Here is a 25109-nt window from a genome sequence, read left to right as displayed (position 1 = left end):
TCGACGATCAGATACAGGCGTTCATGTGCATCTCCTTTCATCGGACATCATGTTGTCTGCCGCTTCACAAAGCAGAAAGCCGGCCGTTGAAGCAAGTACTCCGTTCCAAAACATTTTTCAGAATTCAGGTGCCTGAATGTCAAACAATCCCTTTCGGACGCGCGACCTCCAGCAAGAAATCCTTTCGCTGATGAAGGCGCGCCAAGCCTTTTCCGACATCCATATCGAGCAAAATGAAATCATCATGATCAAAACTCCCCGCGGATGGATCCCGGTCGGGGAGCGGGCGGTCACGATCGCGGACATGCGGCCCTTGCTCACCGCCATCGACGACGACTGGGAAGACAAGATCGTCGACAAGGCGCTGGATTGCCCTCATGTACTGGAAGACTGGCGGTTGCGCTGCAACATCTACCGGATGGAGCGCGGCAATCGGGTGGCGGTGTCGATGCGGCGTTTCCCCTTGCAGCCGCTCACGTTGGAGCAAACCGGTCTGCCGGTCTATGTCAGGACCATGATGGAAGCCACCAAAGGCATCATCCTGATCACCGGACCGACCGGCGCCGGAAAGACCACCACCATTGCCGCCATGCTCGATTACATCAACACCACGCGGCAAGGGCATATCGTCACCATAGAAGAGCCGATCGAATACGAACTGCGTCGCAAGCAGTCAATCATTTCCCAGAAAGAAGTGCCGACCGACACTGCCAGTTTTTCCAGCGGCCTGCGCGAAGCCCTCCGTCAAAAGCCGGACGTGCTCATGGTCGGTGAAATACGCGATTTCGACACGGCGGACACCGTACTGCACGCCGGCGAGTCGGGACATCTTGTGTTGGCAACCTTACATACCAGCAGCGCCGTTCGCGCCATCACCAAGTTGCTGAGTTTCTTTCCGCAAGACCAGCGCAACCAGCGCGCTGCAACGCTGGCCGATTCGCTGGTCGGCGTCATATTCCAAAGCCTCCTGCCTTCGGAGGACGGGGAGAACCACGTCATGGCAAGCGAAATGGTATTCAACACCTATCAACAGATATCGCCGTATATGCTAGACGCCAGCAAGATGCACCTGATCGCCGAATTCATGAAGCGCAAAGAAGACAATATGTCGCGCAACCTGAACGAAGTCCTGCTGCAATTGGCGACAAAGAAGTCCATCAGCGCACGCGATGCCTTGCGGGTGGCCTATAACAGGCTGGAACTGCATGACATGCTTAACAGCAAACGATAAGAGAGGTCTCCGGATAGTTCGCCGGCTCTCTTCAGGGGCAATGTTTCCCGTCCCTTTGTCTCTTTGATTTTCACTATTTTTGACGCTGTCTTTTGCGACAGCTGATTTCGTCCATGTTAACGCAAAATTGCCGTGTGCCATTGATTCTACGGACGATAAACCGATGGTATTAATCAAAGACGACGATTAGAAAAGACTATCAAACGCTTGTTCCATTGTGGCTCCATTGTCGCTTCGCCACCGGAAGATGACGGAAATGCAATAAAAATAATCTCGGGCCAGGCGTGGAACCGACCATCCGTGGCGGCGACCCATTAGGACGCGGCAACAAGTGAAAGACTGACCCATGGAGAACCACATCTTCCGCAGCTTCGTGGACGCCATCGCCGCGCTGGCGAACGTTCCTCGCCCCGTCGGACAACGTGACCACGCCCGGCTGGAACTGGACGGTGTCATCTTCACGTTGATGGAGGGGTCGGGACTGGACGCCGGCACCGTGGCGTACTTGTGCGACTTCGGCGCGCTTCCCGACACGCCCGACCGCGCCGAGATCCTGCAGTGCCTGCTCGAGTGCAATCTATTGATGTTCGGCGTCGACACGCCCGCGTTCGCAGTCAATTCTGAGACCGATCACGTCATGCTGACAGGCCGGGCCAGGCTGGCGGGCATCGATGCGCGGAAATTGCTGGCGGCCTTCGTGCATTTTTCGGCACAGGCCAGGCGATGGCAGAAGACATATTTCCTTGATGGGAGGCGCAAGGTGCGCTCGAAGACGCAGCATCGTTTGCTTGCCGCCTCGGAAAACTGATGCCGGCGCACAGGGCGGCAGCGGGAACCCTTGAGGGTCGAGGTTCCACATACAGGCGACAGACGCCGCCGTCGGCCTATTCAGCAGAGGAAAAATACCATGTCCAAAGAGATGTTCGTTGAACTTGCCAACGGTTTTTGCCGGTTGGCCAATCTGGCCGAGCCGGAGCGACTCATGGCAGGCCACCCCATCCAGATGGACGGGGTGGATTTTTATCTCGGTTACGACGAGGACGCGGAACCCGACCACGTTGTCGTTTACTGCGATTTCGGCCCGCCGCCGCAAGACCGGTTGCTGAAGGCCTATGAGGTACTGTTGGAATTCAACCTGGCGATGTACGGCAGTCATTCGCCGGCCTTCATGTTGTCGCCGTCGAAGGCGGTGACGCTGGGGTATCACTATCGCCTCGGCGAAGTCGATCCGGAACAACTGATCCATCTGATGAACAGTCTGGTCGACCAGGCTAAGCAATGGCGTCTGCATCACTTTCTGGATGCGGCCTGATCTCATTCTTCCTCTTCCTTTTCGTCCTGACATTTTCATTCATCAACGCCGGATCTTCCAGCGCCGCCTCGCACCAGGAGAGCATCATGCCCTTTGGCATTTCCAATCCCAACCAACACTATTACCATCTGGAAGGCGACGCCACCCAGATGAAGACCGCGCAGCGAGGCACGTTCGTTCCGACCGCGAGCAACAAGCTTTCCAATCGATTCCTGCAAAGCGACAACAAGCTGGTGCGCGGATTCGGCGGCTTCATCAAATCGATGCGGCAGACGGATCTGACGTTGCGCGGCGCCGGTAACCGGGTGAGATCGGGCGTGCAGGGCGCAAGCATCAATTGTCGCGCTGGTTTCGAAAAGATGTCCGGCGATCAGGAAAAGAAGGCAGCGGCGGAAGAGAAGCGGCAGTCGAGCCAGGCGTCGCTGAAGCTGAAGACAGATCTCAAGCATGAACGCCTGAACTACAAGAAAACGATCAATGCCGCCGAACCGGGCAAACTGGACGATGTCGTTGCCGAAAGTACACGCCTCTTTCAGTCAGATCTGGAAGACAAGGGATTCGAGCCCTCCGGCGGATTGGCGCAGCACACCTTGCCGAGGCATGACAAGCGATACCTGCGCAATGACGACTTCCATGCGGTTGCAGGCAATTACGCCACGCCTGGACAGCTGCGACAGCGGGTCGCGACGGCAGCGAGCCGACAGCATGACAACGGCGATATGGGAACGGTGCGGGCGCTCAAGCGCAGCATCCAGTATGGCGCAATCGGCGTCAGCAACGGATTCCAGCTCGGCAAGCAGGGCATGTACGCCATGGCCGCGACACTGGCGCCGGCGCAAAGTGAAGAACGCGACAGTTTTTCCCGCGCGGCAGACAAGGCGCGCGACCAGCGACATCTGGGCAGCGCCGCACTGGACGGCAACATCGCGCTGACCCACGCCTTCAACGACATCGGCTCGCGACGAAGCGCCGACGTCGAGCAACAGCTCGTGCCGAAAGGCTACCGCCCGGTGCAGGGTGAAACCGGCGCACCGCCGCGCAGAACCAGTTACCTGGCGCGCAAACTCAACACCTACTTCGCCAGGCCCGGCGCTCTGGAGGAGAATGGCAGCGAGACCGCATCAGTCCGGTCGGCAGGAAGTTCTACGACCGTGTCCGCACCGGCGGAAGCCGGCGACAGCATGAGCAAGCGGCGCAAAGCCGCGTCATTTCTGGTATCCCTGGCCAACGTCAAGCCTCACTTGTCGGCCGTGTACCACGGTAAACGGGCCCGATGGGCCGAGCAGACCGCAGGCGATCCCGGCCATCCGGAAGCGCGGCAGGGGGAAGGCCGCCGTGCCTATCATGCGGCCAAGCGCGACAACGCAAATTTCATCGCCAACATGAATCGCGCCGCGGTCCAGGGCCGGTTGCGCGAAGCGCTGCAGGAACAGCAGGAGCTGCAGGACGAGGAATTGAAAGAGGCAACGCAGGAGCGGACACTGCCATCGGATGCATTCGCCGGCTACTACGAAACAGACATGAAGCAGCAGATCGCGGATCAGACTGAAGATAATGCCGGTTTTGAGTATGACGAGGCTGCCAGATTGGCCGCGTACGCACAGCTGCTTCCAGCCAAAAAACCGGCACAACGGCAACAGTCGACGTTCGAACGAACCCGACATGAGGAAGCGATGTCTCCGCGCATGGCGACACCATTGTCGGTCACGCCGCAGAATCCCTGGACGAATGAGCCTGATTTCTCGCTGGTCGATTTTGATGAGGACAATTTTTTTGAGGAATTTCCCGAGTCGCGCCAGCTCGCGTCGCAGATGGCGCTTGACGCTACGGGAAGGCAACCGCGGCAGACCGGCGTGATTGCCGACTCGGAACACAGGTACGGCGATGGGCAGGATGTCAGTTCTCCGTGGAGCGATGTGCCCACCCGACGCGGAGGCAAGGATGATGCCTGAGACATTGCCGTCGGCGGCGCGCTTGGAAGATGGGCATCATCATGCTTGACCTGACGCGGGACCAGCCGCCCGAATGGATGCAGTTTGCGCGGACCGCGCATGTCCAGTGGCAGGAAATCGACGCCATGATCGAGCGTACGCATGCAACGGTGAGAGCGCACAGCACCTTACTGGTGGCGATCTTGCGTGCCGGCAGTCCGATCGCCGCCTTGTTGGCGCGCAAGACCGGGCTGCCGTTGGATTACCTCTTGTGCAGCCGGAGCAATCCTGCTCCCAGCTTCATTGGCGGGGAGGGGCGAGCACCGCGCGGACACGATATCCTGCTGATCGACGATGTCTGCGGCAGCGGTTGGACGTTCGAGAGAGCCAAAGCATATTGTGAAGCGTTGGGCAATCGGGTCAGAACCTACAGCGTCTATCGTTGCGAAGGCACCGAGATGTACCGCCCTGACTACAGCATGAGCATGGACGCCGGCACCTATTTACGTTGGCCCTGGGAATACCAGAGGGAGTCGGAAATGCCCTTGACGCAAGAAACGCAGATCGCTTGATGCGTCACATGTTTGCCTGTTGAAAACCGTGCCATTTTGGGTCGTGGATGTTCCGGGCGGAGGTAGCGTAGCGGGATTGCGTGCGCCCCTGCAGCGGGCCTGCATTTCTCTTTTTTGCCGGGCGGGATGAAACCAGACCCGCTCAGGAAAGCAGGAGGGGATTACCCTGGCGTCTTCTCGGCATGGGCAAGTTGTTTTCTGGCGCCAGCAATCCGCTTGCTGTTTCGTGAAAATTCCCTCAATTTCTCAGCAATGCGGCGGATTAGCGCAACAGCGACGCGCAGCAAGTTGAGGCCGGGAAATGCCCGTCAGCCGGCGCGCCAGGGAGGCCGGGAAAGGATGATGGCCTCACTGGCGATTTCCTGAAAAAGGCCGTCAGGAAGGCGGCCTGCGCAATACAGATGAAAAGGCAACGGTTAGGGCTATGATCAGGCGGCCTGTTGTTGTTCTTGCTGCAGTTGCTGGTGCAGTTGCTCCAACGCGTCGCTCATCATCGCCTTGACGTCGTCGTCGCTCATTTCCGGGGCGCCGGTATCGGTGGTATTAAGATAAGGGTGCTGACGCGCCGCGGCCAGCGAAATACGCTGATCTGGATCGAGCTTCATCGCCACCGAAAAGAACTGGCCACGCGGCGTGTCTTCGGAGGCAGGATGACGTACCGACGGCGTTTGACTTGGCGAATGGTTATAGACCAGATTGGGCCAGACCAGCTTGGTGTGCCCTTCCTCGACCACGTACAAACCTTGCTCGCCGTGCATGGCAGCAACTGTCGTCGCACACAAGCTGAACAGGTCTGCGCTGGCGGTCACGCCTCGTTCGTCATCGGGGTCGGCTTCCGGCGCGCCGTAGATGGGCGTCTTTCCCTCGGCCGGGGCGCCGCTTTCGCTCCACATGCCTAGGTCGCCGAAGATGGGCTCATGCTCGGCATCGAAGACGATGTTGTCCGGTTTGAAATCACCTCCAACAATGCCGGCCTCGGCCAGATGGCCCACCACCGACAGACCGCGCCGCATGAAATACTTGAAGACGCTCTGAAATTGACGCTCGCTCAACAGGCCACGCTGCCGGCATTGTCGCAGTTCGGCGAAACGCACCTGTCCGTTGGGGCCGTCGACATGGCCAAGCAATAGTCGACGCTTCCTGTCAACCTTGCCCAAGCCAATCGGCACCATCATGTTGCGATGCAAGCCGGCTTTGTCCAGAACGCGCTTGTAGCCCTCGAATTCGATGGTCAGCACGTCACTGCTGCTGTTTCTCGATTTGGCTGTCTTGACGGCAAAGCGCTGGCCCTGGCTTTCATAGGGCGACACGGTGCCATGCTCACCTTCATGCGACGGGCCAGGCAAGGCGTTCAGGTTCTCGAAGTCGCAGTGGCGTATCCATACCATCGGGCTTTGAGCTTCCCACTTGACGGCACCCTTTTTCAGGTCCATGTACCAGCCAGCTTCCTTATACAGCGCCGTGAGGTGCTCGCTGATCTCGTCGTAGGCTGATTGCAGATTGAGCGTAGCGTGGTTTTCGTCGTCTGGGGCGGATGCGTCCAGGCGTTCAGCCTGCGCGCTCAGCCGCGTCAGGTCGAACGCTTGCTCGGCCTGCGCCAGGTGCTGCGCATGATAACGCTGCAGGTCTGCGGTGGTCATGCGCATCGGCATGCCGGCGAAGGCTTGCGGCATGCATGCATCGAGATGCGCGATGGCCTGTTGCTTGCCCAAGTCAAGGGCCTGGTTGAGTTCCGCCAATGACATGGTCGGGGAGACCGGACGGCTGGCGGCATGTTCGCTCTGCAGCTGATGCGCAATGCCCTGGCCTTGGCGGGTGATGGAGGCAGGTGAATGAGATGCGCGCAGCGGCGGCTGCGTGGACGATGGCGCCGCATTCCGGTTGGGATGCGGCTGTTCAGTGTTGGAAAGCGAATAAGGATCGTTTCCCGCGATAGGTGTCGATTTCATGATGATTCATATGAGGTGGTGAGTGGGCGCGCTCAGGCGCGAATAGTCACAGATATGTCACATGCGCGCGCGTCAGGGTTCCTGAACGCAGCAAATTCGATTTGTCACTGGCGAGCGTCCTCGACACTTTTTTCGATGCCATGCAACTTTATGGTGCGTCACCTCCACAGATGGGGGCGCATTTCAATGCAAGCGCACCGAATATTCACCACGGTTTCGAAGTTGGCATGGTGTGCGGTCGATGGCCGGAGCACATTGCCACGGAGCCTATTTATAAGAGAGACAGTCATGGCTTTTACTCCCGCTGGGCATACCCAGCAATCAAGCTTGGGTTATTTTGTAACCCGCGATGCCACCAGTGTGCGGCACGAACAACCACGCAGCGAACAGACCAAAGAGATGATCGAGCAAGCCTACGATCCTTTGCAAAAACGCCCGCCACGCAGCACCTCCGCCTGGCAGGCGATGCTGCTGGCCAACACCACAGATTTCCGCAAGGATATCGAAAACATCGAACAGGAAGTCAACAAGCTGCTTGACAACAGTGCTGCCAAGAGCAAAAGCCGCTCGGCCGGCAGCATGCTGCGCCGCGCCGCTGCGGACGTGGCTTCCATTCCCGACAAGGGGAACGTCAAGGCCAATACCAGCAAGGCGGTGCATCTGGGTAAGGGACCGCAGCCCAATAAGCTGCAAAAGAAAAATTCGCCTTTTGCCAACGTAAAGCTGCAAGACGGCTACGCTCCCATGCAGACCTTCCTCAATGTGCAGTCCACCGCGCGCCGCCAGAAGAAGATCGAACTGCTCAGGCAAGAGACCAGCGAGCTAATCGAGGTGCTCCAGGACGCGTTGAAACAGGCTGGCGACAATCGCAAGGTAGGCGCGTTGAAGCACGACGCCGCCAAGATCGAGCTAGAGTCCTTAAGAAAACAGTTGCCGGAGGCACCCGATGCGGCGCAGAAGGCGCTCAAGCTAAGCGCGGAACACTGCGAAGAGCTCGAAGGTAAGATCAAGAAACAAGAAGACAGGATCAAGAACGATGTCAAGCTGGGGCGCAATGTCGCCAAGCTGAAGGAAGATCTCGCAAAAATGAAGGTCCAGCTCGAAAAGCAGCAGGAGCTGCGCAAGGTGGCGCTTGGCCTGCAGGCACTGCAGGAGGCTAATCCGATGATCAGTCATCTGGAGAAGATGAAGGTCTCGCTGGATCGTCTGTCGGCCAATACCGCCGCGGACCTCGAAACCGAACTCGCCGACCTCAAGGAAGCCAACGCCACAGAGGTCGAAGCTTCGCTGACCGGCCTGATCGGACTGGAAGGCTACAAAGACAAGGATCAACTGCAAGCCTTCGTGCGCGACAAGCTGCAAAAGGTCATCACTAGCGAATTCGATCTCAAGAAGCATGCGATGCCGGCACCCATGGTGGTAGACATCTATATCGGTGCATTGGCCAAGGCCTGGGAGATGGAAGGCGCCGAAAGTGATCTGGACGAAAGTGATCTGAATGAGCTGCATGGCGAGGCTATGCAGGTGGTGTTGTCACTACCAGGTGGCTTGCTGGCGGCCGAACAGATCAATGGGGCTGAAATTCCAAAGGAATTGCGTAGCGCGTTCCGAGTCGAAGCGCTCGCCACAACCACCATGAAGCGACTGGAAGAAGCATGGGACGGAGACGGAGATATCGAAGACACGCCGCGCTATTCCGCGCTGAGCGCGGCTGACGACGCGGCCAAAGCCATCAAGAAAGAAGGCAATTATGAAAGCCGCACCGACGTAGAGCGCGGCTGCTACAACGCCGTGCGCAACAAGTTCTTCACCGCCACCGAGAATACCGACACCGCGATTGATCCCAAGCTGATCGATGTCAACCAGCGTCTGGAGAAGATGCTTACCGAGTGGATTACCGACACACAGAAAAAAGGCTTGCGCAATCCTTCCAAGGACAAGACCCCGTTCAGCGATAAGACACTGGATCTGGCCTCGAAGACCTCCACTCTGGGTTACGACGTGCCGGCTCGCCCGATGTCGAGGCTGGACAAAAACTTGCGCCAGGCCGTGCAACGCCTGCGTGATCTGGTGCCGCAAGAAGCGCTGGATGTCATCACCGAGGATCCGTCCTCCAGCAAGGCGGTCGACAATTTGCAGACCGCGGTAAGCTCAATCGCTCCTGGTTCGCTCAGCGGCGACCAAGCCCTGATGCTTGGCGGCATTCTGCTGGCGGGTGACAAGAGCAAGGAAAACAAGGATGTGCGCCCAGGCCACATCTCGCTGGAAGCCGACGACGCTCAGGCATTGACCCATCTGGTGCAAAACCGCCTCGGACGTCTACTCGCCGCCGACGCAAAAATCGACGCTACTAGCGTGAACGACTTCATCAAGACGCATGGCGAAAAGGTAGCTAATCCCCACAACGTAATCGACCTGTTCGATGACATCAAAGAGCATATCGTCATCGATGACTCGCAAAAATCCTCCGCTGACCTGGGTAGGGAATTGCAGACCAATATATCGGTGATGCGCGCCATGACGGCGGTCGAAGAGGTGAAGAACATCCGTTCGCTCGATGACCTCTACGACTATCTGGCGCCCAAGGTCTATCAGTTCGAACTGCGCGGCAAGCTCAAGACCAGCGAAGGCGGCGTCATGGGGGGCAGCACCAAGGCCTTCACCTGGCCGCTGTCGCTCGATCCGGGCACCATCTCGGTGGTGCTGCCAATACGTGGCGAAATCAAGGGGTCTGCCACGCGCTGCGCAGTATTCGAAATCGGCTTCTCGACCACGGGTTTCGAGATTTTTGTCGGCACAGAAAAGCGCACCATGAAGGGGGGCGGTGGCGGCGTCGGCGTCCGGGTCGGCTATGAATCCATCTTGAGTTCAGGCGGCGGCGTCGACAAGACCGTGACCTTCGAGCGCTCTGACACCAATGGCGTATGGCTGCGCCTGCCGCGCGCCGGCGACGACGAGGCTACCCGCGATCAGGCCCTGGCGGTATTGCAAACCTTGCTCGGCCGCGACGAAAAGCCACGCGGAAACGCCCCGGACACACGCATTGGCAAGTTCATGGAAGATGAGGAGGGCGTGCAGGTGATGCCGCAGCTCATCGGCGAATTACTGGCCAATCACAGCAACCTGTCGGTCAGCGCGGTAGGGACCTATCGCGAAGAAACCGTGCGCAACGAGATCGCGCCTAATGTATCCGCGCTGACCCTAGCCGGCGGTACCGGCGACAATGCTTCGCGTATCCAGATCCTGGGCGCCGGCTCGAAATCGGAGCGCCGCAGCAAGCTGTATCGCCAGAGTGACAAGTCGGGCTGGATGGAAGTCACGCGCTCTAACGCCTTATCCGGCGGCAATGCTTGGGGTCAGGCTGGCGTGGTCAGCGTCAATGGGCTGTTCGCCATGGACCCGACTGCGAAATCCAGTGAATCCTACGGTGGCCTGGCGTCAGGACACCGGCAGTTCCAGGAAAGCGGCGTAGATACCAAGCTACGCTACATCGTGCGCGATGGCGAGACCAACGCGGTCGATACCCGTATCGACATCGAGGACGTCAACATCAAGAATCATGTTCATCGAGTCAACCAAAATCAGCGTGAACTGGTCGCCTTGGGCGCCGAGCAGTTGTTCAAGAGTGCCGCCGAAAAACCGCCGGTGCATGAGCAGATGCGAGTGGCCAAGGGTTGGCTGTATGACATCTTGAAGCAGGCCGAGGAAAAGTCGGAAGGCAATTCACGCCACGTCTTCTCGATCAGCAACTGTCTCAATCCGTCGCCGGCGGCGGTCATGGATGGCCTGGCCGCGAAGGCAGAGCTGGAGCGCCTACACGGCAATGCCGTGCAGGCCAAGCATACCGATGAACAGCGCGATGTCGTACTGCGCAGCCCCGACTCCTTCAAACCATGGAAGGTGACCACCAGCGAACGCACCTCGGAAAACCGTCAGTTCGGCTGGACCACCGGCGTAACCTACGCCAAGCTGCAAAAGACCGAAGGCCAGCGCGGCACCAGCAGCTATCCTGCCTAATCGCGCCAGCTTCACTCTCCCCATGCCGCAGGTCAGCGTGGCATGCCAAAACCCCGCTTTCGAGGTAATGGCGTTCTGTTAAGACAGAACGCCATTTTTCTTTTGTCGATTTACCCAGCCGCCCCGACACGACAAATAGGATCAAACCAGCGTTTCATCTAATCTAAGCGGGGAGGTGTGTCATGGATATCCGACATTCTCGGAATTGACCTGGCTGAACGGATGTTCCAGTTACATGGTGGATCGCGCGTGCGTTAATTGCTGGGTACATCAATGTACAGCCTTGATCAACCAAACCAGGGGAGAGGGACGGGTAACGAAGCGTATTCATTGCGCAGAAACCTGTAGCATTCAAACATGCTGCACCTTCCGCGCTGGCCCAGTGCGAGATCGATATAAGAAGTACCTTCGGCGCTATTTTGATCGAGCTGCCGGAGCACATTCGTGTCGTGAAAGAACGCATTGATGTACCAATCAATGGATGGGGCATTACGGCGAATTCGGCGTTGTGTCAGAAGATTCAGGCAATGGATGGCCTGGAAGCAATTACCGCGACGGCGATGGTCGCGGCTGCAGGAGACGTGAAGGAATTGAAGAACGGCAGACATCTGTTTGCCACGAGCCTGCTTCTTTGCCGGAAAAAGCCCCCAATGTACAGGTTGCACCCTCTACGGATACCGATAATGAGAACCTCCGAAATTCTCGCTTCCGCCCGGTTTTTCTCTCGCTGCAAACGACAGAGTTGGTCCGGCCATTCTGTTCCCAAGCCTTCTTTCGAAGGGGCCGGTTCCTCGGCTATCGGTTTTTAGGTCCCGACAGCAAGATATTGCGATTCATTTGCAATTATCGATTTGCGCTATTTACGTCAGACGCGTGACGTGGTGTATCTCCGGTTACTGATCGCTCTGTCGAAACCTGTTCACCCCCTTCAAATGGAGGCGTATTCTCGAGAGCATAAACATGCCAACATTTGGTGGAGGTGGGGGGAATCGAACCCCCGTCCAAAACGATGTTTACCTTCAAGTTCGCGATGTTTTGCATACACCAATACTGTTTATATGTTGGTGCAATGGAAGAAGTTCCTTATTGAAGAACCTTGAACAATCAATCGCCGCCCAGCCAATTCGGCTGCGCATCTAGCGATCGTACGTAGCACAGCGATCACCGTAGCGGCCGGGTCGGCCGAGCTGCTCAAAGCGCACTGCGTAGCGGTAATCAAACATGCGGTATCTTAGCTGCATGGTCAGTGCAGGGCTTACTCAGGTTTTGTGGCATGCTCGATTCGTAGGATGGCGGGAATGTCGGTTACTCCGCTCAGATCGGAAAAGGTATTTGCAATCTCTTCCCATTCGCTGGCTTCACGGCGTTCGTACTCCTTGTCAGCCTCGTAGAAATAAAACAGTCCAAACAGGAATGCGCCCGCGAGGATGCACAACATCGTGAAGAAATGCGGGTCTTCGTTGAAGAATTCGAAAAACAGATTCATGTCTGCACCCAGAAAGAAGGAATGTTGTTCCTTGGTGGCAGCAGTCCGGGCGCTGGTTCGTGAAAATTCTCACAATTGCTCAGCAATCCTCGATTTAGCCTGGCAACTCGTTATCGACGTGGTTGGCGCGTAAGGGCAAGGCCCTTGCGCGTAAGCGGTATCAACAATTCGGCTTTCTGGGGGAAGGGTGCTTTGAGAGGCGCGCCAAGATTGCCGGCGGTCTGGATTTAACCGATCTGATAGGGACGACATGGCGGGCTACCTTCCAGCAAACGGAAACTCTCTCTTGGGTACGGGCCAGGCTGAGAAACGCGCACATCATGCAGGAGTACAGATCAAGCAGGACCAAAGATCAAGGGTATATTTACTTCATCGGGCTCGCCATTTTTGAACTGATAGCCCCGGATCACCAGTTTGTAATGGTCAGCTAGCTTGTCCTTGGCCTCTTGCACCTTGCCCTCGGCCAAGAAATCCACCACTGCCATATGGTCGCCCTGCAAGCAGTCATAATCAAAATCGGTTTTAAACAACGCAGTGATGAGCGCCTGTTGCTTGAGTAATTGGCTATGCGCTTTAATGATTAACGCATTGTCGACGAAGCCGACAAACAGAGCATGAAAGTCGCGAGCCAGATCGTTGGCGACCTCATGGTCGCCCGCTTGGGAGGCCGTATGCTCATCCTTGACATGTTGTTTGAGGCGCTCCATCTGGGAGGTGCTGATGCTCTTGGACAGCCGTTCAATGGCTGCGCCTTCCATCATGGCGATGGCGTCGAACAACTGATGCGCCTCTTCAATGGTCGGCTTGGAAACTGTGGTCGCGCGTTTAGGCGAAATCGTGACCAGTCCTTCCTGCTGAAGGCGGCTCAAGGCCTGGCGTACGATGGTGCGGCTTACGCCGAAGGCATCGGCCAGCTCGCGTTCATTGATTTTCGCGCCCGGTACCAGCTTTCTGCTGACTATCGCGTCAAACACGCGATCTTGTATTTCCTGCGTTTTCATTGCCAACCTCGTTGATTCATCGAACTCATCGCATAACTGCGGTCAGTGTAGTGGCCCTCTGCCGAACGTTCCATCCTGGCCCCTTGCGCGCACCGTTGCCGGGAACCCTTGGCCAATCCGGTGCAATGCAGGGGGGCTTGCTGGCCGGGAGCCTGCGTCAACTCAACGCAGGCGATCGCATCCTCTACTGGTATACATTTTATATGAATCTGGCATACCATTTGCTTGAAATATCTGGCATCCCAGATTTTCATATTTGGAATGCCAGATATTTGCAATGTAAGGACTTTCCGTTGACCAACAATCACTGTGCTGCCACCAATCGAGCGTAAGGACGGCACATTACCAACCCAAGGGAAGAAAGACATGATGATGAACCGAGCACGGATCAACCAAATGGCAATTGTCGGCGTCGCGACGATACTGGCAGCAGGATTCAGCCTGGCCCGAGCCCAGCAGCCTCAGAGAACGGCATTGCCCTCGCCATTGCCGATTGCCTTCGTCTATCTGGGCAATCCCGGCGATGCCGGCTGGACCTATGCGCACGATCAGGGCGCGAAGGATGCGGAAGCCAAATTCGGCAGCAAGGTGAAAGTCACGCGGGTCGAAAACGTGCCTGAGTCTGCCGATGCAGAGCGCGTGATTCGCGACCTTGCCAGCAAAGGCAACAAAATCATCATTGGCACCAGTTTTGGGTTTCAGGATTTTGCATTGAAAGTGGCCAAGAATTTCCCCAATACGGTATTTCTGCAGAGCGGCTACAAGCTTGCGAAGAACTACGGCGCCTTCGACGTCAGAATGTATCAGGGGGCGTACCTGGCCGGAGTGCTGGCCGGCGCCAAGACCAAGACCAATACACTCGGTTTTGTAGCATCGATTCCAATCCCGGAAGTCGTGCGCAACATCAACGCCTATACGTTGGGCGCTCGCTCAGTCAACCCCAAAGTGCAGACCAAGGTAGTGTGGATCAACAGTTGGTACAACCCCGGCAAGGAAAAGCAGGCTGCCGAGACCCTGATCGGTCAAGGCGCCGATGTGCTATTGCAAAACACGGACTCGACTACCGTACTGCAAACCGCCCAGGAAAAGGGAGTATCTGGTTTCGGATGGGATTCCGACATGCAGAAATTTGCTCCCAAGGCGCATCTGGCGTCGGTGGTGATCAAATGGGGGGCCTATTACAACACCGCTGTGCAAGACGTCATGGACGGCAAGTGGAAGAGCGAGCACATCTGGTGGGGCATGCCTGAAAAAGCCATCGCCATGGAAAAGGTCAATGACCAACTGCTTCCTGCGGATGGAATAAAGTCGTATGAAATGCAATTGGCCAAAATTGTTGGAGGCTGGTCACCGTTTACCGGCCCGATCAAAGATCAGGCGGGTGTCGTCAAGGTAGCTGCCGGTGTCAGCTTAAGCGATGCCGAATTGGTGCCGATGAATTGGTTCGTTGAAGGCGTTCAAGGCAACCTGCCCAAGTAAATCCGATGTCTTGCTTCGCCGCTGCATCAGCCATGCACGGCGGTATTGTTGTCACTACTCAGGAACGACGTTATGGACTATTGCGATATGTCGGCTCCCGCACTGTTGGCGGGTTATCGAAACGGTGATTTTTCGCCGGTGCATGTGATTGCTGATTTCTTGGCGCGTATTGACCGCCTTGATCCGCTCTACAAGGCATTCCGGATTGTCGACTACGAAGGCGCCATGCAAGCAGCCGTGGCGTCCGAACAGCGCTGGCTGGCCTGCGCACCACTGAGCGCTTTTGACGGCTTGCCTGCATCGTTGAAGGATCAGTGGCCCCTGCGTGGTTTTTCCACGCGCAGCGGCTCGGTCACTACCGACCCCGCAAGGCTGGCCACCGAAGATGCGCCGGCGGCACAGCGGCTACGCGAAGGCGGCGCCGTCTTCGTTGGCAAAACCAATCTGTGTGAATTTTCCTGGAATGGCGTCACGCGCAGCACCTTGAGCGGCGAAAGCCGCAATCCGTGGAACGCAGACAAGAACTGCGGCGGCAGCAGCGGCGGCGCTGCAATTGCTGCGGCGGCGCGTCTGTCGATACTCAACATCGGCTCCGACGGCGCCGGTTCGATCCGTATTCCGGCGGCATTCTGCGGCGTGTTCGGCTTGAAGCCGACCTATGGCCGCGTACCAGCGTATCCGCAAGGACTGCTGATCAATTGTTCGCACACCGGTCCGCTGACCAAGACGGTATTTGAAGCGGCCTTGATGATGGACGCCATCACGCACTATGATCCGCGTGAATGGCTCGCCACCGGCGATCCAGAGCCTCGTTATGCGGCCGACCTCGATGCCGGCATCGCCGGCTGGCGCATCGGCTATTGCCGTACACTGGGCGGTGCGCAGGCCGACCCGGAGGTGTTGCAGGTGGTGGAAGAGGCGCTTAAGGTATTTGTCGAGCAAGGTGCCATCGTCACTGAAGTGAAAGATGAATTTACCGATCCTCGCGCGGCTTTTGAAGTCATCTACGAGTCCAGCCTGGCGGCTAGCCTGGATAATTTCAGCCCGCAGCAACAGGCCTTTCTCGATCCAGGCCTGGTGCGCAATGCGAAGCGCGGCGCGCGGCATAGCGTACAGACATTGATCCGCGCATTTGGCGCGCGCGAAGAAATGGGACGCGAGATGAACCTGTTCCACGAAAAATTCGACCTGCTGATAACGCCGCAACTGGCGGTCACGGCCTTCGATTGCGGCAGCGACGTACCGCCGGGGCGCGGCATGCGCGAGTGGCTCGACTGGAGTCCGTTCACTTACATGTTCAACATGACTCAGCAACCGGCGGCGGCGGTGCCTTGTGGATTTGATGTCAACGGCTTGCCGGTGGCCTTGCAGATTGTCGGTCCCCGCCACGGCGATAAACGGGTATTGCAGGCGGCGCGGGCGTTTGAACAAATCCGGCCATTCGCGCTGCCGTTCTTCCCGGGGGAAGTCTCTCCAATCACTGCAACGCCATGACGCACCGTCCTCTCTATCAAAGCAGATCCATGTTCCTGCCGTTTCGCTTGGAACCGCGAACATCTCCTTCGCGCGTCATGCAATTTCTTTCGCCGCTGGCGGCCGGGGTGATCACGTTCGTGATCGGCTGGATCGTATTCGGCGCACTCGGCCAGTCGCCATCTGCGGCGATGCGGGTCTTTTTCATCGACCCGTTGAGCGACCGCAACGGTTGGGCTGAACTGCTGTTGAAGGCGGCACCGCTGTGCCTGATCGGGATCGGCCTGTCGCTTTGTTATCGTGCCAATATCTGGAACATCGGCGCCGAAGGCCAGATGCTGGTAGGTGGCATGGCGGCCAGCGGCGTGGCGCTATTCTTCAAGCCGGATTCCGGCGCCTGGATCATGCCGATCATGCTGGCTGCCAGCGTTCTCGGAGGCATGCTATGGGCAGCGATACCGGCCTTGCTGCGCACCCGTTTCAATACCAATGAAATTCTGGTGAGTTTGATGTTCACCTATATTGCTGCCAATCTGCTGATCTATCTGGTCAGCGGTCCCTGGCGCGATCCTCAAGGCATGAATTTTCCATTGACCAAAGAATTTTCTGAACAGGCCACCTTTGCGTTGCTGCCGGTAGATTGGCACTGGTCATTCTGGGAAGGCACGCGTTTAAACAGTTCGGTGCTGATCGTATTGCTGGTGTTGCCAGTGGCGTGGATTTTCATGCAACGCAGTTTCATGGGGTACCGCATGACGGTCGGAGGAATGGCTCCCATGGCCGCACGTTACGCCGGCTTTTCCGATGCCGGCGCGGTTTGGCTCGCCTTGCTAAGCAGTGGCGGTTTGGCTGGCCTTGCCGGCGTCAGCGAGGTAGCCGGCACCATCGGCCAATTGCAGTCAAACTGGTCACCTGGCTACGGCTTCACTGCGATTATCGTGGCCTTCGTTGGTCGTCTGCATCCTGTCGGCGTGGCGTTGGCAAGTTTGTTGATGGCCTTGCTGTATTTAGGCGGTGAAGCTGGACAGACTGCCTTGCAGTTACCCAAATCGATCAGCTCGGTATTCCAAGGTTTGCTGCTCTTTACCTTGCTAGCTTGCGATTTGCTGATCACCTATCGGTTGCGCCGGGTGCCGGCAACCCGAACTGCGTCTACAGCCATCTCGTACGCCGGGGAGCAGGCACCATGAACTCAACACAAGCGATCGTGCTGCTGTCAAACACGCTGGTGATTGCGGTGCCGCTACTGCTGGCCGGTTTGGGGGAACTGGTGAGCGAGCGCTCTGGGGTACTCAACCTCGGCGTCGAGGGCATGATGCTCATTGGTGCCGTGACCGGTTATGCCATAACGGTAGTGAGCGGCCATCAATGGCTCGGCTTGTTGGCAGCCGGCATGGCTGGCATGTTGATGGCGGCGCTGTTTGGTTTGCTGGTGCTGGTGATGCTGGCGAATCAGGTTGCCGTCGGTCTGGCATTAAGCATGCTCGGTATAGGTCTATCGGCTTATGTCGGCCAGCCGTTTACCGCTGCGACCATTCAGCAGACCATTTCGCCATGGTCGATTCCCTTGCTGGTAGATATTCCGGTGCTTGGTCCAGCCTTGTTTCATCAAACGCCGCTCGTCTATCTGGCGTTGCTCACTGTCCCTGCGATCTGGTGGTTTCTCACCCGGACACGCGCCGGACTTGTGTTGCGCGCGGTCGGAGAGTCGCCTGATTCCGCGCATGCACTGGGCTATTCGGTAGTGCGCGTGCGCTTTGGTGCCACCCTGTTCGGGGGCATCATGGCAGGTCTCGCCGGCGGATATTATTCAGTCGTGTATCTGCACCTGTGGCAGGAGCAAATGACCGTCGGTCTGGGCTGGATTGCCCTCGGGCTTGTGGTGTTTGCGACCTGGCGTCCGGGGCGCCTGCTGCTAGGGGCCTTGCTGTTTGGCGCATTGATGGCCCTGCAATTTCAACTGCAAAATTCGCCCGTCCTCAGTATTCCGACTCCATTGCTGGCCTCGCTGCCGTATCTGGCAACCGTGGTAGTACTGGTGGTGATTTCCCGCGACCCACAACTGATGCGCAAGAATGCACCGGCATCATTGGGAAAACCGTTCTTTCCCGGCAGTTAGAAAACCTGCGTGACGATGCGGGCGCGGCATGATGCATTCCACGCCCGCTGTCACTTCTCTCAATTGGATCCGAGTCGGTCGATTATTCCGAGGTCACAGGGGCTTTGGGAATCTGACCAGTGGCGACTTGCTCCTTGAACTCGCGTGTCATTTCACGACGTGCGGCATAGGCGTCGCCAGTCTGCGCCATGGCATTGATCTGTGCCACCGCACGACTACGCTCGGTTTCATAATCGGCATCGACGAATCCCGAGGTCGAAGGGAGCCCCTTAGGATGTTCTACCGGGCTGCCCGCCAGTGCCTCGGGATGCCACTGGACCGCCAGTATCGGGGCACCGTGACGTGATTCAAAACCTTCTATCGTCGCGCGGTTCGGTTCGTCTGAACTGATCTTGGCATTGATGTCGAGCAGCTCGCTGGTAGGTCGCCGGGAAACAGGGTCCGTACCAGCGATACCGACCTGAGTTACCGCATTTTCATCCTGATAGTGGGTACTGAGTACTTCCGACCAGTGCACCGAATTGACATTGATATCCTGCGCGGCGCCATCACGGCGCATGGTCTGAGCCAGCAGCGAATCCTGCTTTACGCTGATCGGATGTTGCATGATGGTGCCATGGGCGACACCCATTTGTGCCGAGGAGCCGTCCGCGGAAGGGATAGGCACAATCGAAGGCATGTCGGCGGTATGATGCGCCTCGTAATCGGGAGAGGTCACGGTATTGCCGCCAAAAGCGCTGACCACGTGCCACGAACCACCGCAGATTGCCATAATAGGCTGGCCGTTCAGTCGCGCATCGTCGACCAGATTTCGCTGATGTGCCAATCGCTCAAGGGAAGAGCGTCCACGTGCCTCAGTCTTAGGCGGATAACGCAATGTGCTTTGCTCTCCCAAGTGATTTGCATCCGGCATGCCTGGCGTGCCGTTGACCTCTGTCGGCAAGCTCACTGGGCCGCCAGGAATTAACAGCAGGCCCTCTCCCGATTTACCATCTTCGCGTACTTCCGGAGTACCGACCTTGAAAGGAACATTGCGCTGATGAGACCACTGGAACGGCTTGAGGGGGATGCCTTTACTTTTGGCAAATTCGGTTGCGACATCGACTTCCAGGTCTTTCTGTTTAGGCGATGCCACGATTACCGTTTCGCGGCCGCTCAGCTCCTGAATCGTTTTGTGATCCCAGTCACGGCCGCCGCCGTTGGCGTCGTCGCGATTGGCGATATTGATCTTGGTGGTCAAATTGCGAGCCCGCAGTTGCCGCGCGATAGCACTGTTTTTTTCCATGCTGGTTGCATTCTTCGGCACAGTCAGAGGAGCAGGGCGCCTGGTGTTCTCCGAAGGTTCGGAGGCGGCCTGCGTGTAGTCTGCATGGCTGGAAGAAGATGGGGTGATGCTGATAGTCATGATGGAGCCTTTAAATGTGAGGTAATGTTCTTTGCAGTATCTGTATTACGCCTGTTGCAGGGATTATGGATACTGCACCAAGCAGCATCGAATTTCAGCTGCTTATGGCTCTGTGTCATGATCTTTAAGAGCACGGTTCCTGCCACATTTTTGTGCAATCAATCACGCACCGAATTGTGCAAAAAAACACTTTTTCGGTGATGTTTTTTTTCACTCAGAATTCACCAAGGAGGTGAATTTTCAGATGAGTTTTCGCACTAAAAAGACACAAAAAAAAATTAAAATTTTTATCTTGGAAAAAGTTTATTTCACGCGCAGAGGCAAATTTTTACGAAATTTTTCAGCAAAAAAATTACTAAAATTGTTTTTCAATATTGTGGATAAAAAATGTGATGGACGATTGTGAAACGCTACGAGCTCAACAATGGACTTTCATAAGATGAGAGAATTGAGCGGCAAGTGCTGTTGAGAAAAATCAAAAATCCATCGCAAAGGGGGAGCTCACATGGCCGTTCTACAAGATATTCTTGCATGGTCGCAGGCTAATCTGAAACCGTGGCAGCAGGATGCAGTCCGTCGACTATTCCATCAGCAGATGACCGCGGATGATCTGGATGACCTCTATGCCATGCTCAAAGCTGGCAACGGAGTTGCGGATCCACAAAGTCGTCAACCGCAGCCTTTGGCAGCAGAACACCTGCCCATTGTCGCAGCCAAGGCCGATGCCGCTGTGCTCGTCTCCATGAGCAACGTGAGTAACGTCAACAGGCTTGCGCCGGCACAGACGCTTACCTTCGCTCCAAAGGGAATGACGGTCATCTATGGCCCAAACGGAGCTGGTAAATCGGGTTATGCGCGGGTTCTAAAGAGAGCTTGTCGAGCCAGAGACATCACGGAGGATGTGCGCTCCAACGCTTTCGAGAAGCCAGAGGCAGGCCGGCTTGCCCAGGCAGATTTTCAAATAACGAGTGGGGCTGACACCAAGACTGTTTCTTGGGTGAAAAATTGTTGATTTGCTCGCGGAACTGACCCTCTCCAATTGATCCACCTTCCACCGTCTGGCGAAGGCTGCGACACGATCATACGACCCCTCATACCCCAATGCTCGCAGCTCCAAATGGAGCTGTTTTAACGTCCGGCGTTGCTTGCGTGACTTAGCCGCTTCGGTCTTTAACCAAGCCGAGAGTTTGAATGTGTACTTGTCCAAAGAGCTTCGGGGACGCCTGTCTGCATAGGCTGGCTCAATGGTTTCCGCGCGAATGTATCGCCTGACGGTGTTACGTGAGATACCTAAACGCCTGGCGATCTCTCGCAATGGGACCTGGTCACGAAGGTGCCAGCGTCGAATAATTCCAAGTAATGCCACGTCTATCACTCCGATCTCCTGCTTACGGTCATAAGCAGAATTGTGTTCTATACGTGGGTCAATTCTCGGTGCAAATTATGCGGCTAAGTGGGTCAGTTTTCGACGCAAATCAACAGCGTTTTAACGTGACGAATAGAAATGGAACTAAGAATGGCTTTGACGGCGTCGTTCGAAAAAGGATTGGCAACCGTCGACCGTCGGCAAGTCGTGAAGAATATATTTGCATAGCCATATATTGACGCTTGGTCACATCAGGGCAAGCAAGTATTTTCAAATAATTATTAAATCTTTTAAATTCAATTGCTTACAGACTTTTGTGAACAATTGAAAGATTGGAACCTATGTGAATAGGGTCATCTTTCAAACATAATAAAATCAAAGGGATAGCGTCGCTGGCGAACATATTAAACATTGGAGCAAATTTTACATAATGTAAATCGTTCGGACCTGCGGCATGGCTTAGTGACGCGGCTTCCGAGGGGGTAGGCGACAATAAAAGAGTGACACCGCCCAAAACAACTGCACCGGTTGCCATCGCGGCTTGTTTCGAAAAAACTTCCCACAATGACTTATGGCCGCTGCGTTCTGCTCGGTCTAAGTCTGCCGCCATGATGATCTTCATCGGATCATCTTCTAGTGCGATAGCGAGGGCAATACACGCCTCGTTATTCATTATGTTTTTGCCGGATCGGTATTGACTGATTTGGCCTGACGACCATCCCAATTCTTTGCATACGGCCACGTCATTCTTCAGGCCTTTTTTCTCGATCAGCAGGTCGATAAATTTTACGCTTTTCATGACATACCTCTTGACAATCTAATGATCGTTAAATATTCTCATGGTCATTAGATTTAACGATCATGAGTTTTCGTAAACATAGCACATCTTTATCGGAAAACCGATAAAGCAATACCGGGGGGTATGTATGCGTTCATCTGCTAAGCGAATTTGTGGCTTCCGCGCCTACTGGAAGCAACTCCCCCTTCTCTATACCGCGTCCTGCGGATTCCGTCGCCCACAAAGGGCTTTCCATCGTAGTTCTCACCCATAAAGGGGTAAATCATGTCTGCAATCGATAACAAACATCTGATCGATATTCTCGCGATCAATCAATCGTCTGGCGTCAGCATCAAAAGCGGGAAGGCGTGGGAAATGTTTCGCGCTCAATGTGTTGTCAGCGGTCCAGATAACTCAACCAAGATTGGCGAGTTGCTGTTACCGCGCGATTTGAAGGAAACGATTCCTGGGCGCTATCTCGCTGAGTTCGAACTCGACGTGAGTTTTGATCGCCTCGTCGTTCCGCGCATCACTGCGCTGCATCCTCACGGTTCCGGTAAGCCAGTCGCAAAGCCTGCCGATGCCTCCAAGACTGCGGCAACCTGATCATGCCGCGCTACGTCCTCTACTGCTCGCAGGATGCCGCGCCGACTGTTTCGGCTAACGGCACGCTGTCCTGCGACGGTGGCAACGCCTCAATTCAGGTCGGCCTGCTGCAAAGCCTGCATCGCCGCCAGCGGCAGATAGCCTGCCGGGCCGGGACCGACGCCGATGCCCCAGAACATGCCGAGTTCATTGTTTGCGTTCATGCACGACCTCCCAGCAAATTGCCGTCGAGATCGAACAGACGCACCTCGACGCGTTTCACCGCCGGCACGCGCGTCTGCGCCAGTGCGGCGATGCGCGCTTCGATGGCGCGCCACAGCGCGGCCGATCCGGACTCCTGCCTCAAACGTTCGATTGCTGCTTCCACCGTATTTGCACTTTCTATCTCGGCGATCAGTGCTGCGGAAAACCCGAACTCCGCCGCCAGTTCCGACGCCACGCGGGCTACACCGCCCATCGCCATATTGCTCTTGCTCGAATGCGTATCCCATACGCCGTCGAGCACCTTGGCCAGCTTGCCGGGATGACCCGCCAGCCATAACACATCCAGTTCCGCGCCCTGCTCGGCCAGCGCCGACTGCGTGAAGTCGAGCGCGTCGCCGAGGAAGTTGGCGATCTGCACCGAGCGCGCTTCCGGCAAGCCCAGCTCGTCACGCGCAAAAGTGCGGCCGATCTTGCCGGGCAGGTACGCCACGCAAGTCGCCACGCCGTTCGGCTTGCTGTCGTCCGCCAGGGCGACGCGGATATACACTTCTATCGACGCGATCCATGACGCCAGCGACATCGGTTCGACAATGCCCGACGTGCCGAGGATGGAAATCCCGCCGACGATCCCGAGACGCGGATTGAAGGTTTTCTGCGCAATCTTCTGGCCGTCTTCGCAACCGATGGCGAGATCAAAGCCGGTCTCGCCATTCACGTTCAACTCTTCCAGCACTTCCGCCACCGCCAGCCGCATCATCTGGCGCGGCACCGGATTGATGGCCGCTTCACCTACCGCTACGCGCAAACCGGGCCGGGTTGCGGTGCCGACGCCGGATGCCGCCTTGAAGCGAATGTCTCCCGTATCGTTGCGCGCCACTTCGGCGAAAATCGTCGCACCGTGCGTGTTGTCCGGGTCGTCGCCACCGTCCTTCAGTACTTCCGCGCGGATGCGCTTGTCGTCCAGTTTCTGCACATCCTGTATCGGCACCAGCAGGTAATGCTTGCCGTCCGGCAGGCTGACTTCGGCCTTGTCGATCCGCTCTCCGCACAACAGCATCGTCAACGCCGCCTTCACTGCCGCCGTGGCGCAGCTGCCGGTCGTCCTGCCACGCCGCAGACCGTTGGGGGCCGGCACGGTGAGGTCGAATTCGGCGCGCTCAAGCTCCTGCATCTGTTTTCAGCTCCGCCGCCTGTGCGGCGATGACCTGTCCGATGGCGTCGATCATCAAGGCGTTGACCACTGTCGCCGCCCACGGCGATCCGCCGCGCGTACCGCTGTTGGTAATGCGCGGCACCTGCAGGCAGCGGCGCAGCTCGTCCTTGCTTTCGCGCGTGCCGACGAAGCCGACCGGCAAGCCGATCACCAGCTGCGGCCGCCAGCCATGCTCGCGGATCAGGCGCGTGGTCTCGACGATCGCGGTCGGTGCGTCGCCGATGGCGAGAATGATGTCGTTGCCGAATTTTTCCCACGCGCGGCGCACGCCCGCGGCGGAGCGCGTGATGCCCTGCGCCTGCGCCAGCAGATGGGTCTCGCGATCATGCACGCCGCACCAGGTTTCGACGCCGAGCTGCTCGACCAGTGCGCGCTTCAGGCCTGTCTGCACCATCGTCACGTCGGTCACCACGCGCTTGCAGCGCAGGATGGCGCGGATGCCTGCCTCGATCGCACCGGATGAAAAATAGATGTCGTCGACCGCGTCGAAGTCGCCGCTGGTGTGCACCAGCCGTTGCAGCGCCGTCAGGTGCGCCGGCGGAAACACCGACCAGTCGCGACCGGCGGCGATGATCTCGAAGCTTTCCTTCTCGATCGGATGCGGCACATAGGGTGGGAAATCGACTTTCGCTTCGGCCGCGAGCGTCTCGCGATTGAGCAAGCCGCGCACCTGCAAATGATGGGCGCGCTGCGGTTCGCCGATCTGCTCCTCGAAGCCGACGATCTGCACGCGGTATTTGCACAGGCTGCAATTCATCGCCGCGCGGCCTTCGACGGCTTCGCGCGCGCGCTCGAGCAAGACGTCGGCAACGTGCCGGTGCACACCCAGATAGCCGGCCTTGAGCACTTCGATGGACGGCACCGACAGCATGACTTCTTCGCCCACGATTTCACTCAGGCTGAGCGCCGCCCTGCCAGCACCGACGTTGAAGACTTCGGTCAGCGCGTCGACCTGGATCTCGGACAG

General features: G+C 57.0%; 18 protein-coding genes, 1 other RNA gene and 4 pseudogenes. 13 read left to right on the top strand and 10 right to left on the bottom strand.

Going from position 1 to position 25109, the window contains the following annotated elements; genetic code table 11:
• Positions 1–136 precede the first annotated feature (136 nt).
• The 5 genes from F506_RS09575 (at position 137) to F506_RS09555 (ending at position 5046) form a co-directional block, all read left to right on the top strand.
• Entirely contained in the window at positions 137–1231 is a 1095-nt protein-coding gene (locus F506_RS09575) for a type IV pilus twitching motility protein PilT (protein ID WP_053196942.1), read from the top strand.
• Between the two features lie 346 nt (positions 1232–1577).
• Positions 1578–2039, top strand: a complete 462-nt coding sequence (locus F506_RS09570) for a CesT family type III secretion system chaperone (RefSeq protein ID WP_053196940.1) — start codon at positions 1578–1580, stop codon at positions 2037–2039.
• A gap of 99 nt (positions 2040–2138) precedes the next feature.
• A complete protein-coding gene (locus F506_RS09565) occupies positions 2139–2543 on the top strand; it encodes a CesT family type III secretion system chaperone (protein WP_053196937.1) in 405 nt (134 codons plus the stop codon).
• Positions 2510–4495 carry a hypothetical protein gene (locus F506_RS09560; protein WP_144424031.1) on the top strand — a complete coding sequence of 662 codons (1986 nt, stop codon included), beginning with the start codon at positions 2510–2512 and terminating at the stop codon, positions 4493–4495. The genes F506_RS09565 and F506_RS09560 overlap by 34 nt, the downstream gene beginning before the upstream one ends.
• A 29-nt stretch (positions 4496–4524) precedes the next feature.
• The gene (locus tag F506_RS09555) at positions 4525–5046 is read left to right on the top strand and encodes a phosphoribosyltransferase (protein ID WP_235471448.1); all 522 of its coding nucleotides are present in this window, start codon (positions 4525–4527) and stop codon (positions 5044–5046) included.
• A 428-nt stretch (positions 5047–5474) separates the two neighbouring features.
• Here the strand turns inward: F506_RS09555 and F506_RS09550 are convergent, their stop codons facing one another.
• The gene (locus tag F506_RS09550) at positions 5475–6995 is read right to left on the bottom strand and encodes a protein kinase domain-containing protein (protein ID WP_053196933.1); all 1521 of its coding nucleotides are present in this window, start codon (positions 6993–6995) and stop codon (positions 5475–5477) included.
• Positions 6996–7181: 186 nt separating this feature from the next.
• Here F506_RS09550 and F506_RS09545 point away from each other — a divergent pair, with 186 nt between their 5' ends.
• Positions 7182–11012 (top strand): hypothetical protein, encoded by a 3831-nt coding sequence (locus tag F506_RS09545; RefSeq protein ID WP_144424030.1) that lies wholly within the window; start codon positions 7182–7184, stop codon positions 11010–11012.
• Between the two features lie 265 nt (positions 11013–11277).
• A pseudogene (locus F506_RS23635) lies at positions 11278–11629 on the top strand (IS110 family transposase); the annotation flags it as partial.
• Positions 11630–11746: 117 nt separating this feature from the next.
• Here F506_RS23635 and ssrA read toward each other — a convergent pair.
• From ssrA to F506_RS09530, 3 genes are all read right to left on the bottom strand, one after another.
• Positions 11747–12084: a transfer-messenger RNA gene (ssrA, locus tag F506_RS22655) on the bottom strand.
• Between the two features lie 183 nt (positions 12085–12267).
• Complete coding sequence (locus tag F506_RS09535; protein ID WP_053196927.1) at positions 12268–12498, bottom strand: hypothetical protein; 231 nt, start codon at positions 12496–12498, stop codon at positions 12268–12270.
• A 335-nt stretch (positions 12499–12833) separates the two neighbouring features.
• Entirely contained in the window at positions 12834–13499 is a 666-nt protein-coding gene (locus tag F506_RS09530) for a GntR family transcriptional regulator (protein WP_053196925.1), read from the bottom strand.
• A gap of 396 nt (positions 13500–13895) precedes the next feature.
• Between F506_RS09530 and F506_RS09520 the strand changes: the two genes are divergently transcribed.
• The 4 genes from F506_RS09520 (at position 13896) to F506_RS09505 (ending at position 18570) form a co-directional block, all read left to right on the top strand.
• Positions 13896–14978 carry a BMP family ABC transporter substrate-binding protein gene (locus F506_RS09520; protein ID WP_144424163.1) on the top strand — a complete coding sequence of 361 codons (1083 nt, stop codon included), beginning with the start codon at positions 13896–13898 and terminating at the stop codon, positions 14976–14978.
• A 72-nt stretch (positions 14979–15050) separates the two neighbouring features.
• Positions 15051–16472, top strand: a complete 1422-nt coding sequence (locus F506_RS09515; protein ID WP_053196921.1) for an amidase — start codon at positions 15051–15053, stop codon at positions 16470–16472.
• Between the two features lie 29 nt (positions 16473–16501).
• Entirely contained in the window at positions 16502–17641 is a 1140-nt protein-coding gene (locus F506_RS09510; RefSeq protein WP_053196919.1) for an ABC transporter permease, read from the top strand.
• Entirely contained in the window at positions 17638–18570 is a 933-nt protein-coding gene (locus tag F506_RS09505) for an ABC transporter permease (RefSeq protein WP_053196917.1), read from the top strand. The genes F506_RS09510 and F506_RS09505 overlap by 4 nt, the downstream gene beginning before the upstream one ends.
• 82 nt (positions 18571–18652) lie before the next feature.
• Here F506_RS09505 and F506_RS09500 read toward each other — a convergent pair whose 3' ends face one another.
• Positions 18653–19975, bottom strand: coding sequence for a gamma-glutamyl-gamma-aminobutyrate hydrolase family protein (locus tag F506_RS09500; protein WP_083457714.1), 1323 nt, complete (start codon positions 19973–19975; stop codon positions 18653–18655).
• A gap of 505 nt (positions 19976–20480) precedes the next feature.
• Between F506_RS09500 and F506_RS23460 the strand changes: the two genes are divergently transcribed.
• Complete coding sequence (locus tag F506_RS23460) at positions 20481–20987, top strand: ATP-binding protein (RefSeq protein WP_053196913.1); 507 nt, start codon at positions 20481–20483, stop codon at positions 20985–20987.
• On the opposite strand, the pseudogene F506_RS22650 reads toward F506_RS23460, so the two are convergent.
• Positions 20955–21350: pseudogene (locus F506_RS22650) on the bottom strand (helix-turn-helix domain-containing protein); the annotation flags it as partial. The gene F506_RS23460 and the pseudogene F506_RS22650 sit on opposite strands and share 33 nt — an antisense overlap.
• A 295-nt stretch (positions 21351–21645) precedes the next feature.
• The gene (locus tag F506_RS09490) at positions 21646–22140 is read right to left on the bottom strand and encodes a hypothetical protein (RefSeq protein WP_200907723.1); all 495 of its coding nucleotides are present in this window, start codon (positions 22138–22140) and stop codon (positions 21646–21648) included.
• A gap of 264 nt (positions 22141–22404) precedes the next feature.
• On the opposite strand from F506_RS09490, the gene F506_RS09485 reads away from it, so the two are divergent.
• Positions 22405–22725, top strand: coding sequence for a hypothetical protein (locus tag F506_RS09485; protein WP_053196911.1), 321 nt, complete (start codon positions 22405–22407; stop codon positions 22723–22725).
• Between the two features lie 95 nt (positions 22726–22820).
• Here the strand turns inward: F506_RS09485 and F506_RS23790 are convergent.
• From F506_RS23790 to F506_RS09475, 3 genes and pseudogenes are all read right to left on the bottom strand, one after another.
• A pseudogene (locus F506_RS23790) lies at positions 22821–22904 on the bottom strand (precorrin-2 C(20)-methyltransferase); the annotation flags it as partial.
• Positions 22905–22924: 20 nt separating this feature from the next.
• Positions 22925–24100, bottom strand: coding sequence for a cobalt-precorrin-5B (C(1))-methyltransferase CbiD (gene cbiD, locus F506_RS09480; RefSeq protein ID WP_053196909.1), 1176 nt, complete (start codon positions 24098–24100; stop codon positions 22925–22927).
• Positions 24087–25001 (bottom strand): annotated as a pseudogene (locus F506_RS09475) (precorrin-8X methylmutase); the annotation flags it as partial. The gene cbiD and the pseudogene F506_RS09475, both read right to left, overlap by 14 nt.
• Between the last annotated feature and the right edge of the window lie 108 nt (positions 25002–25109).

The organism is Herbaspirillum hiltneri N3 (genome assembly GCF_001267925.1).
In the GTDB taxonomy this organism is placed as follows: Bacteria; Pseudomonadota; Gammaproteobacteria; order Burkholderiales; family Burkholderiaceae_D; genus Herbaspirillum; species Herbaspirillum hiltneri.
This window is presented reverse-complemented; position numbering and strand designations above follow the sequence as displayed.